13 protein-coding genes and 1 pseudogene are annotated in these 16,372 nt (G+C 61.6%); 5 read left to right on the top strand and 9 right to left on the bottom strand.

Features of this window, described 5'->3' with window-relative positions; translation table 11 throughout:
* Positions 1–8 precede the first annotated feature (8 nt).
* The 6 genes and pseudogenes from aroB to pilM form a co-directional block, all read right to left on the bottom strand.
* Positions 9–1,109 (bottom strand): 3-dehydroquinate synthase, encoded by a 1,101-nt coding sequence (gene aroB, locus ACP7BX_RS19860; protein WP_033897761.1) that lies wholly within the window; start codon positions 1,107–1,109, stop codon positions 9–11.
* 125 nt (positions 1,110–1,234) lie between these two features.
* Positions 1,235–1,753, bottom strand: coding sequence for a shikimate kinase AroK (gene aroK / locus ACP7BX_RS19855; RefSeq protein WP_016979191.1), 519 nt, complete (start codon positions 1,751–1,753; stop codon positions 1,235–1,237).
* 4 nt (positions 1,754–1,757) lie between these two features.
* Positions 1,758–3,014: pseudogene (locus ACP7BX_RS19850) on the bottom strand (type IV pilus secretin PilQ); the annotation flags it as partial.
* Positions 3,015–3,152: 138 nt separating this feature from the next.
* Positions 3,153–4,112 (bottom strand): pilus assembly protein PilP, encoded by a 960-nt coding sequence (locus tag ACP7BX_RS19845; RefSeq protein ID WP_426129366.1) that lies wholly within the window; start codon positions 4,110–4,112, stop codon positions 3,153–3,155.
* Positions 4,109–4,663 (bottom strand): PilN domain-containing protein, encoded by a 555-nt coding sequence (locus ACP7BX_RS19840; protein WP_177109920.1) that lies wholly within the window; start codon positions 4,661–4,663, stop codon positions 4,109–4,111. Before ACP7BX_RS19840 ends, ACP7BX_RS19845 begins: the two co-directional genes overlap by 4 nt.
* Positions 4,660–5,313, bottom strand: a complete 654-nt coding sequence (gene pilM / locus ACP7BX_RS19835; protein WP_426129368.1) for a type IV pilus assembly protein PilM — start codon at positions 5,311–5,313, stop codon at positions 4,660–4,662. The genes ACP7BX_RS19840 and pilM overlap by 4 nt, the downstream gene beginning before the upstream one ends.
* Before the next feature lie 221 nt (positions 5,314–5,534).
* Here pilM and ACP7BX_RS19830 point away from each other — a divergent pair, with 221 nt between their 5' ends.
* Positions 5,535–7,994 carry a penicillin-binding protein 1A gene (locus ACP7BX_RS19830; RefSeq protein ID WP_426129511.1) on the top strand — a complete coding sequence of 820 codons (2,460 nt, stop codon included), beginning with the start codon at positions 5,535–5,537 and terminating at the stop codon, positions 7,992–7,994.
* Between the two features lie 108 nt (positions 7,995–8,102).
* Here ACP7BX_RS19830 and ACP7BX_RS19825 read toward each other — a convergent pair whose 3' ends face one another.
* The 3 genes from ACP7BX_RS19825 to rpmE form a co-directional block, all read right to left on the bottom strand.
* Entirely contained in the window at positions 8,103–9,371 is a 1,269-nt protein-coding gene (locus ACP7BX_RS19825) for a malic enzyme-like NAD(P)-binding protein (protein ID WP_016979185.1), read from the bottom strand.
* Positions 9,372–9,552: 181 nt separating this feature from the next.
* Positions 9,553–10,359, bottom strand: a complete 807-nt coding sequence (locus ACP7BX_RS19820) for a thermonuclease family protein (protein ID WP_426129371.1) — start codon at positions 10,357–10,359, stop codon at positions 9,553–9,555.
* 14 nt (positions 10,360–10,373) lie between these two features.
* Positions 10,374–10,604 carry a 50S ribosomal protein L31 gene (rpmE, locus tag ACP7BX_RS19815; protein ID WP_033897755.1) on the bottom strand — a complete coding sequence of 77 codons (231 nt, stop codon included), beginning with the start codon at positions 10,602–10,604 and terminating at the stop codon, positions 10,374–10,376.
* A gap of 215 nt (positions 10,605–10,819) precedes the next feature.
* On the opposite strand from rpmE, the gene ACP7BX_RS19810 reads away from it, so the two are divergent.
* The 4 genes from ACP7BX_RS19810 to hslV all read left to right on the top strand — a co-directional run bounded on the left by ACP7BX_RS19810 (position 10,820) and on the right by hslV (position 16,366).
* On the top strand, positions 10,820–13,039 hold the full coding sequence (locus tag ACP7BX_RS19810; RefSeq protein WP_426129373.1) for a primosomal protein N': 2,220 nt from the start codon (positions 10,820–10,822) through the stop codon (positions 13,037–13,039).
* Between the two features lie 110 nt (positions 13,040–13,149).
* On the top strand, positions 13,150–14,886 hold the full coding sequence (gene argS, locus ACP7BX_RS19805; protein ID WP_038846408.1) for an arginine--tRNA ligase: 1,737 nt from the start codon (positions 13,150–13,152) through the stop codon (positions 14,884–14,886).
* A gap of 1 nt (position 14,887) precedes the next feature.
* Positions 14,888–15,589 carry an SPOR domain-containing protein gene (locus ACP7BX_RS19800; protein WP_038846407.1) on the top strand — a complete coding sequence of 234 codons (702 nt, stop codon included), beginning with the start codon at positions 14,888–14,890 and terminating at the stop codon, positions 15,587–15,589.
* A gap of 246 nt (positions 15,590–15,835) precedes the next feature.
* Entirely contained in the window at positions 15,836–16,366 is a 531-nt protein-coding gene (gene hslV, locus ACP7BX_RS19795) for an ATP-dependent protease subunit HslV (RefSeq protein ID WP_003171209.1), read from the top strand.
* Positions 16,367–16,372: the final 6 nt, after the last annotated feature.

Here is a 16,372-nt window from a genome sequence, read left to right as displayed (position 1 = left end):
GGATCTTATTAACCTTTAAGCTGGGCCAGGGCGCGGTAATCCGCTCCCAGCGTGGCCTGTAAAATCTCTTTCGGATAATCGTCGGTCACCACCGCTTCGCCCATGTGGCGCAGCAGCACCAGTCGCAGTCGACCGTCGATCACTTTCTTGTCTATTGCCATATGTTCGAGGAAATCCGCCTCAGTCATCTCCTCCGGCGGGATCACCGGCAAACCGGCGCGCTGGAACAGGCGGATGCCGCGATCACGCTCCTCGGCGCTGATCCAGCCCAGGCGCTGCGACATCTCCAATGCCATCACGGTGCCAGCCGCTACAGCCTCCCCGTGCAACCACACACCATAGCCCATGTGGGTTTCGATCGCATGGCCGAAGGTGTGGCCCAGGTTGAGGGTGGCCCGTACACCGGACTCCCGTTCGTCGGCATTCACCACCAGCGCCTTGGCGGCGCAGGAGCGGGAAATCGCTTCGGTGAGTGCTACTTGGTCAAGGTTGCGCAACGCGTCGACGTGTTCTTCCAGCCAGGCCAGGAACGGTTCGTCGCAGATCAACCCGTACTTGATGACTTCCGCCAGGCCCGCCGACAACTCGCGCGGCGGCAAGGTATTGAGGGTCGCGGTGTCGATCAGCACGGCCTGAGGCTGGTAGAACGCGCCCACCATGTTCTTGCCCAGCGGATGGTTGATGCCGGTCTTGCCGCCCACCGACGAATCGACCTGGGACAGCAACGTGGTCGGCACTTGGATAAAGTCCACGCCACGCTGGTAACAGGCCGCCGCAAAGCCGGCCATGTCGCCGATCACACCGCCGCCCAGGGCGATCACGGTGGTGCGGCGGTCATGACGTGCGGTGAGCAGGCCATCAAAGATCAGTTGCAGGGTTTCCCAGTTCTTGTGGGCTTCGCCGTCGGGCAGGATCACGGAGATCACCGAATAGGCCGACAGGCTGCGGCTCAGACGCTCAAGATACAGCGGCGCGACCGTTTCGTTGGAGATGATCGCCACTTGCCGCCCGGCAATATGCGGTGCGAGCAACTCGGGCTGGTCCAGCAGACCTTCGCCAATATGGATCGGGTAGCTGCGCTCGCCTAGATCGACCTTAAGTGTCTGCATGTGTCCCCGCGTTAGAGATATTGTGACGACCGATGACGTCACGTTCTGACGTCACCTGATGGCTCTACGCCACACCCCGCAGGGTGATAGCGCGCCGCCGAGAATAGCGCATTTCGAGCCGGGCTTTAACGGGGTGGCAGCCGTTGCAGGCGCTCAAGAATGTCGAGGACCACCATCCGAGGTGGCCGCTCATCGGTTTCTACCACCAGATCGGCGATTTCCCGATACAGGGGATCGCGCAGCGTGAGCAGGTCCCGCAGGGTTTTTTCCGGGTTGGCCGTGCGCAGCAACGGGCGATTGCGATCGCGGGCGGTGCGGCCCACCTGCTGCTCGACCGACGCATGCAGATAGACCACCCGACCACCGGCATGCAGCGCGCGACGGTTTTCTTCACGCATCACTGCGCCACCGCCGGTCGCCAATACCACGCCGTCGAGGCCGCACAGCTCGGCGATCATCGCCTGCTCGCGGTCACGAAAGCCCAGTTCGCCTTCCTTATCGAAGATCCATGGGATATTGGCACCCGTGCGCAATTCAATTTCCTTGTCGGAATCTTTGAACGGCAGGCGCAGCTCTTTGGCCAGCAAACGGCCGATGGTGCTTTTTCCAGCGCCCATCGGTCCTACAAGAATCAAATTTCGCACAGAATCAACGACTCACAGCAATCGCCTGGTTATTCATAATACGCGGAGTCAGGAATACCAGCAGCTCGGATTTTTTCTCCGCCATCACATCGCGCCGGAAAAGGCGGCCAAGATACGGCACATCGCCCAAAAATGGCACTTTATCTACCACTTTGCTTTGGGTATTGGAGAAAACCCCGCCGATGACGATGGTCTCGCCATCCTTGACCAGCACCTTGGCGTTGACCTCGTTCTTCTTGATCGGTGGTACGTCGTTGAGTTTGTTCAGGTAGTCGGGCTCATCCTTGGTGACCTTGACCTCCATGATCACGCGGTCATCGGGAGTGATTTGCGGGGTGACTTCCAACGATAGCGAGGCCTCCTTGAACGATACTGACGTAGCACCGCTGGAGCTGGACTCCTGATAGGGAATCTCAGTGCCCTTGAGGATCCGCGCGGTTTCCTTGTCGGACGTGACCACCTTGGGTTGCGAGACGATTTCACCGTTGCCGGTTTTCTCCATGGCGGTGAGCTCCAGGTCCAGCAGCAGGTTGTCGGTGATGTAGGCGATGCCGAGGCCCGAAGTGCCGGTGAGCGACCCCAAGTCCACGAAAGGCGAACTGGGTGGATTTTCCGGCGGTTCCGAGCCTTCAGGCTGAGGTTTCGGAATGCCTCCCGCGCCCCAGTTACCGCGATTGAGCCGGCCACCCCAACGTGCGCCCAGGCTTTTGTCGTAATCGACATTGGCCTCGACAATCCGCGCCTCGATCATCACCTGGCGTACCGGAATATCCAGCTGTGCCACGATCCGCCGCAGCTCTTCCAGCCGCTCAACGGTCTGGTAGGCGATGATGTTGTTGGTGCGATCATCCACCGCCACCGAACCTCGCTCATCGGTCACGCCTTCAAGGCCGGTGACCGACTGGAACAACTTGGCCAGGTCCGCCGCCTTGGCGTAATTGACTTGCAGCAGCTCCCGGCGCAACGGCGCCAATTCGGCCATCTGCTTGCGCGATTCCAGCGTGAGCAGCTCACGCGCAGCCAGCTCTTCGGCTGGCGCCACCAGCAACACACCGGCCTTCACCCGCTTGTCCAGGCCCTTGGCTTGCAGCACCAGGTCCAGCGCCTGATCCCAGGGCACCTCCTTGAGACGCAGGGTGATCGAGCCTTGCACATCATCGCTGGCAACCAGGTTGAGGCCCGCCACATCGGCAATTTGTTGCAACGCGGTGCGCAACTCGATGCTCTGGAAGTTGAGTGTGATCTTATCGCCTGTGTAGGCGCGCAGTGTGCCGACGCCGGGTGGCGGCAACTGGATCAGATCTACGCGATTGGGCACAGCGGCAGCCATCGGTGCCGTGAACGCTATCCATAGCGCCACACCGAAGGACGAGAAAGTCCTTTTCATTGTTTGATTCCGTTATGAGTTGATGTTTAACAACAAGGTTCGCGGGCGTTCCAGCCATGCACCCTGACCATCGGGAAACAGCTCGACCAGTTCTATAGCGCGCTCATGGATGGCCGTGATCCGACCATGATCCGGCCCCAGATAGTCCCCGACCGCCAGGCGATGGACCTTGGAGGCAGCCCGTAGCAAGGCAAAAACCTGCACCCCACGGGACAGCGTGCCGACCATTTCAAACTGGTCAACCGCGAGGCTTTCCAGCACGCCACGCGGTCGGGTGAGATCCGGCGCCCGGGCCGGCCGCCCCTTCACAGGGTCGACCTGCGCTGCGAGCAGTTGAAATGGATCACGCAACCCCGACAAGTCGTAGGCAAAAAGCTGTCGCGGTACACGCTGCCCGCCGCCCTGCGCATGCCAGTAAGTCTTGACCAGCAGTTCCAGACGCAGCAGCTTGCCATCACGCCGCAGGGCCAAATCGTGCACCGTAGCGATGCGCGACAGGCTGCCCAGACCCGTGAGGAACATTGCCAGGTCGTGATAAGTGCCCATGACGCCGACCTGCACGGGTTGTTCGTGAAAGAACGGCTGAGACTCCTCATCCAACGGCGTGACGCTCTCGACCAGCAAGCCATTGGCCAGTGCCAAGCGCGCGATATCTTCGAGCAAGCCAGGCATTTCGGACTCGCCGGGCAACGCCTGCGTTAGTTCATTGACCTTAACTTGCATCCGTTGAAGCTGCTGTGCGCGCGCTTCAAGGCTGGCGGCCAGGCCAGTCTTGTGTGCGATTTGCTGTTGTAGGGCCACTTCCCGCGCTTCGATCTGGCGCAACCGCTCCCGCGAAGGGCTCAGGTACACAAGGTCGCCCACCACAAACACCACGCCCGCCAGCGCACAGCCCAACAGGGCCTTGCCAGGTAGGGGCCATTTTGCAGCGTTGTGAGTGAGTGCGGAAAGATTGAGCCTTGGCAGGCTCAAGGTTGAGCCTCGGAGGACTCTCCCTGACGCACCATCAGCTGGAATTCATTGTTACCGCGCGCGCCATCCGTTCGCACATGCTGCAGACGCGTGGAATGGGCACCTTCCGCCGCCTCCAGGCGACGCATCAACTGGGCGATGTCCTGGCTGGACTCAGCGCTGCCGCTGATACTGACCGTATCGCCCTTGGCCACCACTTCATGCAGGTGCACGCCGTCGGGGACCGCGCGCGCCAGTTGGTCCAATAGCTGCGCGCCTGGCGAGCGGGCATCGTGCAGGTCTTGCACGACCTTCATGCGCTGGGCCAATTGCTGGCTTTGCTCCTGCAGATCGTCGATGGTCTTGATGCGTGAATCCAGGCCGATGACCTCCTTGCCCAGATGGTCATTGCGGGTCACTTGACGATCGATGGCCTGGTCGATGACCTGGTCCGCCAGCCACACGGCCGCGAGCGCCGCACAGGCGAACGCCAGCAAGCACGCCAGTAGATACTTGCGTCGCCGCTCTGCCAGCGCTTGACGCCAAGGCAGTAGGTTGATTCGTGTCTTCAAGCGAAACTCCTCAGGGCCAACCCGCAAGCAATTCCCATCCCCTGGGCATCCACGGCCCATTGTGCACCATCGACGCGATGGCTCGGCGTGAAGCTGGCGAAATCCTGACGGCAAGCGCGCGCCAATGCAAACGCTTCGATATCGATCACCTTCGGCACCAGCCCCGCCAGGGTCAAAACCGCCTCGCGGGCCTCCACGTGTTCCTTCAAGCATGCAGCCAGCAGTACCTCGACCCGACTCGGATCCAGGGCCGTCGGCCCGCGCACTTGAAAGTCGATAGCCACATCATCCAGCGGATAAGGAATGTACTGGTCCGCCTCCATCTGGATCATCCAGGTCATCTCATCATCTGAGAGCCCGGCGTCCATCTCGATCATCCGCGTGATCACCGAGGGCCCGGACACCGCAGCGACAGCACCACGAACCGAAGTCGACAACCGCGACCACGCGCTGCGCAGGGCGCGCCCTACGCCCTCGAGATCCAGGAAGGTGCCGTCGACTACCGCTTGCGCCGGCAGCGCCTGCGTGACGTAGCCTTGAACGTTGTAGCCTGAAGCTGAACGGCCCAGCTCGATCAAGCGGATGGCCGTGTCATTGATGTCGACACCCAGCAAGGTACCGCCTTTTCCCGTGAAAAATCCCTTTCCCATAAAACTCCCTAAAGCTTTACCTGTCATACCGCCTGATTGCCGCTGGGCGCCATGCATTCGGTCGACTTGTTGAACAGGTGCGAATGACGTCCCAAGTCGAAAAATGCTTTAATGCCCAGCGTTTTTTCCCGCTTTTTATCTGCAGCTCGGGTCGATCCATCGTTTGCCATGCATGCCCCGACGCCTAACTCATTCTTTTCTCTGGAAATCCAAAAGCCTTGATTCGTCTGCTGAAGTTTTTCGGGTACTCCATTGTCGCCATCGTTTGCGGGCTGCTGCTCGTGCTCAGCGGGGCCTACCTCTACCTTAGTCCGGGTTTGCCCTCGGTAGAGGCCCTCAGAAGTATCCAGTTGCAGATTCCTTTGCGGGTCTACAGCAGCGATGAAAAACTGATCGCGGAGTTCGGCGAAATGCGCCGCACACCGATCCGTTTTGCCGATATTCCGCCCAATTTCATCAGCGCCCTTTTGTCAGCTGAAGACGATAATTTTGCCAACCACTATGGCGTCGACCCCAGCAGCCTGGTGCGTGCGGCGACACAACTGGTAAAAAGCGGACACATCCAGTCCGGCGGCAGCACCATCACCATGCAGGTGGCGAAGAACTTCTTCCTTACCAGCGAGCGCAGCTTTTCGCGCAAAGCCACCGAGATCCTCCTGGCGCTGCAAATCGAACGCCAGTTGACCAAGGACGAGATCCTCGAGCTGTACGTCAACAAGATCTACCTGGGCAACCGTGCCTACGGCATCGAGGCGGCTTCGCAGGTCTACTACGGCAAGTCCATCCGTGACGCCAGCCTGGCGCAGATGGCGATGATTGCCGGCCTGCCCAAGGCCCCTTCACGCTTCAACCCCCTGGCCAACCCGGCGCGCAGCAAAGAACGCCGCGACTGGATCCTGGGCCGCATGTACAAGCTGGGCAAGATCGACCAGGCCGCTTACGAAAGCGCCATCGCCGAACCGCTGAACGCCAGCTACCACGTGCCGACGCCGGAAGTGAACGCGCCTTATATTGCTGAAATGGCGCGCGCCGAGATGGTTGGCCGCTATGGCAGTGAGGCCTACACCGAAGGTTTCCGGGTGACCACCACGGTGCCAAGCAACCTGCAGGAAATCGCCAATGACTCGGTGCATTCCGGCCTGATCACCTACGACCAGCGCCACGGCTACCGTGGCCCTGAATCACGCCTGCCAGGCAAGACCCTGAGCGCTTGGACCACCGAACTGGGCAAGCAGCGCGCCATCAGTGGCCTGGAGCCGGCTATCGTCACCCAGGTGAAGAAAGACGGCGTACAGGTGCTGACCCGCACCGGCGAAGCCCATGTAGCGTGGGACAGCATGAAATGGGCACGCCCGTTCCTGAACACCAACAGCATGGGCGCGCTGCCCAAGCAGCCCTCTGACGTGGCGCAAGTGGGTGACTTGATCCGCGTGCAACGCCAGAAGGACGACAGCCTCAAGTTCAGCCAAGTGCCGCTCGCCCAGGGCGCACTGGTGTCGCTGGACCCGCAGAATGGTGCAATCCGCGCTCTGGTCGGTGGCTTCGCCTTCGAGCAAAGTAACTACAACCGCGCCACCCAGGCCAAGCGCCAGCCGGGTTCGAGCTTCAAGCCGTTCATCTACAGCGCCGCGCTGGACAATGGCTACACCGCCGCCAGCCTGGTCAACGATGCGCCGATCGTGTTTGTCGACGAGTACCTGGACAAGGTGTGGCGCCCGAAGAACGACACCAACACCTTCCTCGGCCCGATCCGTATCCGCGAAGCGCTGTACAAGTCGCGTAACCTGGTATCGATCCGCTTGCTGCAGGCCATGGGCGTCGGCAAGACCATCGACTACATGACGCGCTTTGGCTTCAACAAGTCGGACCTGCCGCCAAACCTGTCCCTGGCCCTGGGCACCGCGACCCTCACACCGATGGAAATCGCCACCGGCTGGAGCACCTTTGCCAACGGCGGCTACAAGATCGCGCCGTACCTGATCGACAAGATTGAAAGCCGTAACGGCGACACCCTGTTCACCGCCAACCCGCCGCGAGTGCCGGGGGATGTGGTCAATGGCGTGGCGGCGACGGATGGGCTGGCGGCCCCAAGCAATGGCGGTATCACCATTGAGCCGACGCCAGGTGCCGCACCTGCCACCAACGCTGCCGCCACCGAGCCGCAGGCGCCTGCCGTGGCCGAGCGCATCGTGGATGGCCGTACCACCTACATCCTCAACAGCATCCTGGAAGACGTGATCAAGAAGGGCACCGGCCGCCGCGCCTTGGCCCTGGGCCGTTCGGATATCGCGGGCAAGACCGGTACCACCAACGAATCCAAGGATGCCTGGTTCTCCGGTTACAACGCCGATTACGTGACCACCGTGTGGACCGGCTACGACCAACCGGAAAGCCTGGGTCGCCGCGAGTTTGGTGGCACCGTCGCGCTGCCGATCTGGATGAGCTACATGGGCGCCGCCCTGAAGGACAAGCCGCCGCATACCCAGCCTGAGCCGGAAGGTATCCTCAGCCTGCGCATCGACCCGGTGAGTGGCCGTGCAGCGTCGCCAAGCACGCCGAATGCATACTTCGAACTGTTCAAGAGCGAAGACACGCCGCCGTCGGTCAACGAGCTGGGCAATGGCGTTGTGCCAGGCAGCCCACTGCCGGCGGATGAGGCGGCGCCGATTGATCTGTTCTGAGGTGGGAAGCAGGGCTCACCGCAAGAGCCTGCTCAGCACAAAATGATTCGCCACAAAAAAGCCCCGACTCGCAAGAGCCGGGGCTTTTTGTTGGTGCGCTACAACGGCTTAGCCGTTGAACACATCATCCACGCTCTGGAGCGGGTAGTGCTTCGGATACGGCAGGGTGGCCACACCGGTCTCGATGGCGGCTTTGGCCACGGCATCGGAGATCAGGGTGATCAGGCGCTTATCCATTGGTTTCGGAATGATGTACTCACGACCGAATTCCAGCTTGATACCACCGTAGGCGTCGCACACTTCCTGAGGCACCGGCAGCTTGGCCAGTTCGCGCAGGGCGTTGGCGGCAGCCACTTTCATCTCTTCGTTGATGCGCTTGGCGCGAACGTCCAAGGCACCACGGAAGATGAACGGGAAGCCCAGTACGTTGTTGACCTGGTTCGGGTAATCCGAACGGCCGGTCGCCATGATCACGTCGCTGCGGGTGGCGTGCGCCAGTTCCGGAGAGATTTCTGGATCAGGGTTGGAGCAAGCAAATACGATTGGGTTGGCCGCCATGGACTTGAGGCCTTCGGCGCTCAGCAGGTTCGGGCCGGACAGGCCGACGAACACGTCTGCACCGTCGAGGGCGTCAGCCAGGGTGCGCTTGTCGGTCGCATGAGCGAACATCGCCTTGTACTGGTTCAGGTCGGTACGCTCGGACTGGACCACGCCCTTGCTGTCGACCATGAAGATGTTTTCCAGCTTGGCGCCCATGCTCACCAGCAACTTCATGCAGGAGATGGCCGCAGCGCCAGCACCCAGGCAGACGATCTGTGCGTCAGCCAGGGTTTTGCCAGCGATTTCCAGGGCGTTGATCATGCCGGCCGCAGTAACAATCGCGGTGCCGTGCTGGTCATCGTGGAATACCGGAATGTCGCACTGTTCGATCAGGGCCTTTTCGATCTCGAAGCACTCAGGTGCCTTGATGTCTTCCAGGTTGATGCCACCGAAGGTGATGGAAATGCGCTTGACCGTGTCGATGAAAGCCTGCGGGCTTTCGGAGTCGACTTCGATGTCGAAAACGTCGATGCCGGCAAAGCGCTTGAACAGCACGCCTTTACCTTCCATGACTGGCTTGGAAGCCAATGGGCCGAGGTTACCCAGGCCCAGAATCGCGGTGCCATCGGAAATCACTGCAACCAGGTTGCCTTTGCCGGTGTACTTGTACGCCAGTTCAGGGTCGCGGGCGATTTCACGTACGGGCTCGGCAACACCAGGGCTGTAGGCCAGCGACAGGTCGCGAGCGGTGGCAGTGGCTTTGGTGAGCTCTACACTCAGCTTTCCTGGACGAGGATGGGCATGATATTCGAGAGCGGCAGTTTTCAAATCAGACATATCGGCATTCCGCTTTTACTGTTGGTCGACGGACCGCCGAGGATACGCGTGTCGCAAAGTCCCTACAAGACTGGGCAGTCACAGGTGTCAAGGGCCCTGCGCTACGACTTTCGGCCAAGAGCCACGGGATACAAGGGCTCAACTGTTCACAATCGACTAAAAAAATGTCTACAATTTTTTCTTAATCAGTCGATTTGAGCATGCTGGGGTCCGTCAATGGCAGCACCCAACGTGCGTGGCCGTTTTTCAGGCCACCGCGTTTGGCACGATCTTGCACCCAGCCACGCGCCTCGATTGTCTTGCCTTGCAGACCACTTAGGGTTGCAGAGTCGAATTGTTTGACGAGGTCGGGTGCAATGCGTAATACCAGTGAACCCTGCAATTCGATCCAGATTCCGCCGCGATTGCGTTCGATCTCGCTCACCTGGCCGCTGACCAAAGCAAAGCCGGATTGCTTGAGCTGCGCTACGTTTTGCACCGGCGATTGCCGCCACAGGCCCAACCGCGCATGACGGGCGCTATTTTCAGCGGCCTGCTGGCAGTCGACAAGATCGACGTTGGGCGCAACACCTACCTGAAAGCCCAGGCCTTCGGCCAGCAGCCGCGCCTCAAGATTCTCGCCATCCGCGCCGTACAGGTGGGCCAACGTGCGGCCATAGCGGTCCTTGCTCTCGCGCCCAGGCACCAGCCCGACGCGACCGTCGCTCGCGTCGACCAATACCTGTAAACGCTGGCGGGCGGCAACTGCGTAAGGCTCGTCGGGGCGGCCTTTCTTGCCTGTTTCCGGGGCATTGAGGCCGATCATCCGCACGCTGCGGCCATCCGTGAGGCGCACCGTGTCGCCATCCACCACGCGCCGCACTTCTACCGGGACCAAGGAGGCCGGCGCGGGGCAAAACACCTCGGCCTGGGCAGCCGACAGCCAAATCCCAGGCACAAAAAAGGCGCCCACAAGGGACGCCTTTTTCAACAGCTTGCAAAAGCCCATAAGGCTTTTGAGCCTTACTCTGCTGGAGTAGCAGGCTTCTTGCCGAAAGCACCAAAGCGATCTGCGAAGCGCTGTACACGGCCGCCGGTGTCCAGAGTTTTCTGCTTACCGGTGTAGAACGGGTGGCACTCGTTGCATACGTCAGTACCCAGTGGCTTGCACAGGTTCGAACGGGTCTGGAACTTGTTGCCGCAGCTGCAAGTTACGTCGATGACTTCGTACGCTGGATGGATATCGGCTTTCATGGCACTTCCTCGGGCTAGCGTGCCGCCACTCGACACTATTGTCGAATACCGCACGTAATTAGGCCGCGGATTCTACCAGACCTTTTTAATCGCGCAAGCCGCGTATCCGGCTGAAAACCGCCTTTCATCAGAAAACCGTGGCATACCCAAGCCTTCCCCTGTCTGCTAGGCTCCCGCCCCTGCGCCACCGCCTGCCTTTATATGAGACTCCCCGCGTGCCCGACGCCATTTTGCGCCTAGCCCTGCCCTCGCCCCTGCGCCGCCTGTTCGATTACCGGGCCCCGGCCGGCGTGCTGCGGGCGCAGTTGCAGCCGGGCATGCGCGTGCGCGTGCCGTTTGGCCGGCGCGAAATGATCGGCATATTGGTAGAGGTCGCGGACCACAGCGAAGTCCCGGCGGAAAAGCTCAAGCCTGCGCTGGCCATGCTCGACGCCACCCCACCGCTGCCGCCTGCCCTGTTCAAGCTGTGCCTGTGGACCGCCCAGTATTACCAGCACAGCCTCGGCGATACGCTCAGTTGGGCGCTGCCAGTACTGCTGCGCCAGGGCGAACTGGCCGAAGCGCGCCAGGAACGTTTCTGGTCGATGGTGCCCGGTGCGCGCCTCGACGACCCGCGCATCGCCCGCGCCCCGCGCCAGCGTGAAGCCCTGGCGACACTGGCCCAGCACCCCCATGGCGTCGCGCATCAGCTGTTAAGCAAGCTGATGCTGAGCAAAGACAGCCTCGACCTGTTGCTCGCCAAGGGCCTGGTGCAGGTGGAAATCCGCAAGCACGCCCCGGATGCCCGCCACGAACACTGGCTGGCCCAACCGGAACTGCCGCTGAACCCCGAGCAACGCGCCGCTTATGAAGCGATTCGCGCCGGCTTCGACAGTTTCCATGCGTTCCTGCTGGCGGGCGTCACTGGCAGCGGCAAAACCGAAGTCTATCTGCAGTTGATCCGCGAGACCCTGCAAGCCGGCAAACAGGCGCTGGTGCTGATCCCCGAGATCAACCTGGGCCCACAGACCCTGGCGCGCTTCGAACAGCGCTTCAACGCGCGCATCGCGCTGGTGCACTCGGCAGTCAATGACCGTGAGCGTCTCGAATCCTGGCTGGCCGCACGGGATGGCGAGGCCGACATTATTATCGGCACCCGCTCGGCGCTGTTCACGCCGATGAAAAACCCTGGGCTGATCATCATCGACGAGGAGCACGACGGCTCCTATAAACAGCAGGAAGGCTTGCGTTACCACGCCCGCGACCTGGCGCTGGTACGCGCGCGCCAGGAAGACATCCCGATTGTGCTGGGTTCGGCCACGCCATCCCTGGAGAGCTTGCACAACGCCTACACCGGGCGTTACGGCCTCCTACGCCTCAACGAGCGCGCGGGTGGCGCCAAGCAACCCAAATTCCTGCGCCTGGACGTCAAAAGCCGTCCGCTGGACAGCGGGATTTCCGGGCCGATGCAACAAGCCATCGGCCAGACCCTCGCCGCTGGCCAACAGGTCCTGGTATTCCTCAACCGGCGCGGTTTTGCACCGACCCTGCTGTGCCACGACTGCGGCTGGATGTCCGAATGCGAGCGCTGCGATGCGCGCATGACCGTGCACCAGCGCTACGGCGAACTGCGTTGCCATCACTGCGGCCATGTGGAACGCGTACCGCGCCACTGCCCGCAGTGCGGCAAAGTCGACCTGCGACCGGTGGGCGCCGGCACCGAACGGGCTGAAGAGCGCCTGGGCATTCTGTTCCCGGATTACCCGGTTTTGCGGGTCGACCGTGACAGCACCTCGCGCAAGGACGCGATGAACCAGCTGTTCGCGACCATCCAGAAAGGCCACCCATGCATCCTGATCGGCACGCAGATGCTTGCCAAAGGGCACCACTTTCCACGGGTGACCCTGGTGTCGATCCTGGATGCCGATGGCGGGTTGTTCTCCGGGGATTTCCGCGCCAGCGAGCGCATGGCGCAGTTGATCGTGCAGGTCGCCGGTCGTGCGGGCCGGGCCGAAGAACCCGGCCGGGTGATCATCCAGACTCACCTGGCCGACCATCCACTGCTGATCCAGCTGACCGAACAAGGCTACTTCGCCTTCGCCGAGCAGGCGCTGAGCGAACGTCGCGCGGCGGGCCTGCCGCCGTTTTCCCATTTGGCTCTGCTGCGCGCCGAAGCCCACAAGCCAGGGCAAGCAGAGAGTTTTCTGGATGAGGCGTGCAGCGCCGCCGAATGTTTGCTCGGCGAACTGGGCCTGAGCGGCATCGAACTGCTCGGCCCGGTGCCCGCCCCGATGGAGCGCCGCGCCGGGCGTTATCGCGCTCAGCTACTCTTGCAGGCAACCTCGCGCGCGCCCCTGCATCGACTATTAAGTAGCTGGTTGCTTGCCCTGGAGCAAATGCCCAGCGGTCGCCAAGTGCGATGGTCGTTGGACGTAGACCCGGTAGATTTGTATTAAGCCTGGCCATAGGTCCCGCGAAGGTTGGCAAGCCCGCCCTCGCCACGGATAATGCCCAGTTTTTCCACCTGCGCATCGCGCGCCGCCGCTTGCGGTCGAAAGAGAACACCATGAAAGACACCATTCGCCAGCTGATCCAACAAGCCCTCACCCAACTCGTCAACGAAGGTGTGTTGCCTGAAGGCCTGACGCCGGCGATCCAGGTGGAAAACACCCGCGACAAGACCCACGGTGACTTCGCCAGCAACATCGCGATGATGCTGTCCAAGCCTGCGGGCATGAAGCCGCGCGACCTGGCAGAAAAAATCATCGCCGCGCTGCCGGCCGACGAAAGCGTGACCAAGGCTGAAATCGCCGGCCCTGGCTTCATCAACTTCTTCCAGAACACCCAGGCCCTGGCTTCGCGCCTGGATGCTGCCCTGGCCGACGCCAAGATCGGCGTGCGCAAGGCCGGCCCGCTGCAACGCGTGGCGATTGATCTGTCGGCACCGAACCTGGCCAAAGAGATGCACGTGGGCCACCTGCGCTCCACCATCATCGGCGACGGCGTGGCGCGGGTCCTGGAATTTCTCGGCGACACCGTGATCCGTCAGAACCACGTGGGCGACTGGGGCACCCAGTTCGGCATGCTGATGGCCTACCTGCAGGAAAACCCGATCACCAGCAACGAGCTGTCGGACCTGGAAAACTTCTATCGCGCCGCCAAGAAGCGCTTCGACGAATCCGAAGAATTCGCCGACCGCGCCCGTGGCCTGGTGGTCAAGCTGCAAGCCGGCGACAAGGAATGCCTGGAGTTGTGGAACCGCTTCCGTGAGATTTCCCTGTCCCACTGCCAGGAAATCTACGAGTTGCTCAACGTCAAGCTGACCATGGCCGACGTGATGGGCGAAAGCGCCTACAACGACGACCTGATCAACGTGGTCAACGACCTCAAGGCCAAAGGCCTGCTGGTAGAAAGCAACGGCGCGCAGTGCGTGTTCCTCGAAGAGTTCAAGACCGCCGAAGGCGAACCGCTGCCGGTGATCATCGTCAAGGCCGATGGTGGCTATCTCTACGCCACCACTGACCTGGCCGCCGTGCGCTACCGCAGCGGCGTGCTCAAGGCTGATCGCGCGCTGTATTTCGTTGATCAGCGCCAGGCCCTGCACTTCCAGCAGGTGTTCGAAGTGGCGCGTCGCGCCGGTTTCGTCACCCACCCGATGCACATGGAACACATGGGCTTCGGCACCATGAACGGCGCCGATGGCCGCCCGTTCAAGACCCGTGACGGCGGCACCGTGAAGCTGATCGACCTGCTGACCGAAGCCCAGGAACGTGCCTACAACCTGGTGAAGGAAAAGAACCCGGAGCTGGCCGAGGCCGACCTGCGCAACATCGCCCGCGTGGTGGGCATCGGCGCGGTGAAATACGCCGACCTGTCCAAGCACCGCACCAGCGACTACAGCTTCAACTTCGAGCTGATGCTGAACTTCGAAGGCAACACCGCGCCGTACCTGCTCTACGCCTACACCCGTGTGGCGGGCGTTTTCCGCAAGCTGGGCAAGGACTTCAGCGAAGTCGAAGGCCAGATCGTGCTGGACGCCCCGCACGAACAGGAACTGGCCGCCAAACTGGCGCAATTCGGCGAAGTGCTGAACAGCGTCGGCGAGAAAGGCACGCCGCACATCCTGTGCACCTACCTGTACGAAGTCGCCGGCCTGTTCTCCAGTTTCTACGAGAACTGCCCGATCTTGACCGCCGACGACGAAGCCCAGAAGCAAAGCCGCCTACGCCTCGCCGCGTTGGCGGGACGGACCCTCAAGCAAGGCCTGGAACTGTTGGGCCTGGAAACTCTGGAGCGTATGTAAGTTGGCTGCCAAGAAAAAACCTGCACCCAAGCGCGGCGCCAGCCGCTACCAGGCCCCGGCGAAGAAGCCTATTCCAGGCTGGTTGTGGATGGCGATCGGCCTCACCGTCGGCGCGTTTATCGTGTTCCTGATGAAGCTGGATCCGGGCAAGGGCGATGACGTCAAACGGGTCAAGCAGGAACAGCAGAAGGCCACGAAAATGGCCGAAGCCAACAAGACGGCGCCAAGCCCGACCGCACCTGTGAAGCCGAAGTACGACTTCTACACACTGCTGCCGGAATCGGAAGTGATCGTGCCACCCGACGCCGTGCCGGAGAAAACCCTGCCGACGCCACAGGTGCCGACCACCCCGGTCACCCCGGCGGAAGCGGCGAAAATCGACACGGCGCGCGCCCAGGCCGCGCTGGCCGGCATTACGCCGCCGCCAGCACCGCCGGTTGCCGAGACCAAAGCCGCGCCGGTGACGAAGTTCTTCCTGCAAGCGGGCTCGTTCCCGAAACAGGCGGATGCGGATCGCGTGCGGGCGCAGATCATTCTGCTGGGCCAGTCGGTGACGGTTGAGTCGGGTACGGTGAAGGAGGCGACCTGGTATCGCGTGCTGGTGGGGCCGTTCAGCAACCGTGAACAGTTGACTGTGGCGCAGAAACAACTGGCTGGCGCGGGCTTTAGCAACCTGTTGTTACAACAACGCCAGAGCCGCTGAGCCTAAGAGCACAGCAGGATCCATGTGGGAGCGGGCTTGCTCGCGAAAGCGGTATTTCAGTCAGTATTTTCGGCGACTGACCCACCGCATTCGCGAGCAAGCCCGCTCCCACAGTTTGTTTTGCGGCGTGTCAGAAAGATAAACACCACTCGTCCACCCTCCCGTCCTACAGTTGAAATCCCCACCACCACCCCCATATCAGTTTCCATCAGGGCATTTTCGCCCCGCTGCGTGGAGACTCTCCCCTTGACCACCATCGTTTCAGTACGTCGCCACGGCAAAGTCGTCATGGGCGGCGACGGCCAGGTTTCCCTGGGTAATACCGTGATGAAAGGCAACGCCAAGAAAGTGCGTCGCCTGTACCACGGCCAGGTTCTCGCAGGCTTTGCCGGCGCCACCGCCGACGCTTTCACCCTTTTCGAGCGTTTCGAAGGCCAGCTAGAGAAACATCAGGGCCATCTGGTGCGCGCTGCGGTTGAACTCGCCAAAGAATGGCGCACAGACCGCTCCCTCAGCCGCCTGGAAGCCATGCTGGCCGTCGCCAACAAAGACGCGTCCCTGATCATCACCGGCAACGGCGATGTGGTTGAGCCTGAACATGGCCTGATCGCCATGGGTTCCGGCGGTGGCTACGCCCAAGCGGCCGCCAGCGCACTGTTGAAGAAAACCGACCTGTCGGCTCGCGAAATCGTCGAGACCGCCCTGGGCATCGCCGGTGATATCTGCGTGTTCACCAACCACAACCAGACCATTGAGGAGCAGGACCTCGCCGAGTAAGCCGTA

The organism is Pseudomonas sp. DWP3-1-3b3 (genome assembly GCF_049896305.1).
In the GTDB taxonomy this organism is placed as follows: domain Bacteria; phylum Pseudomonadota; class Gammaproteobacteria; order Pseudomonadales; family Pseudomonadaceae; genus Aquipseudomonas; species Aquipseudomonas azotoformans_A.
This window is presented reverse-complemented; position numbering and strand designations above follow the sequence as displayed.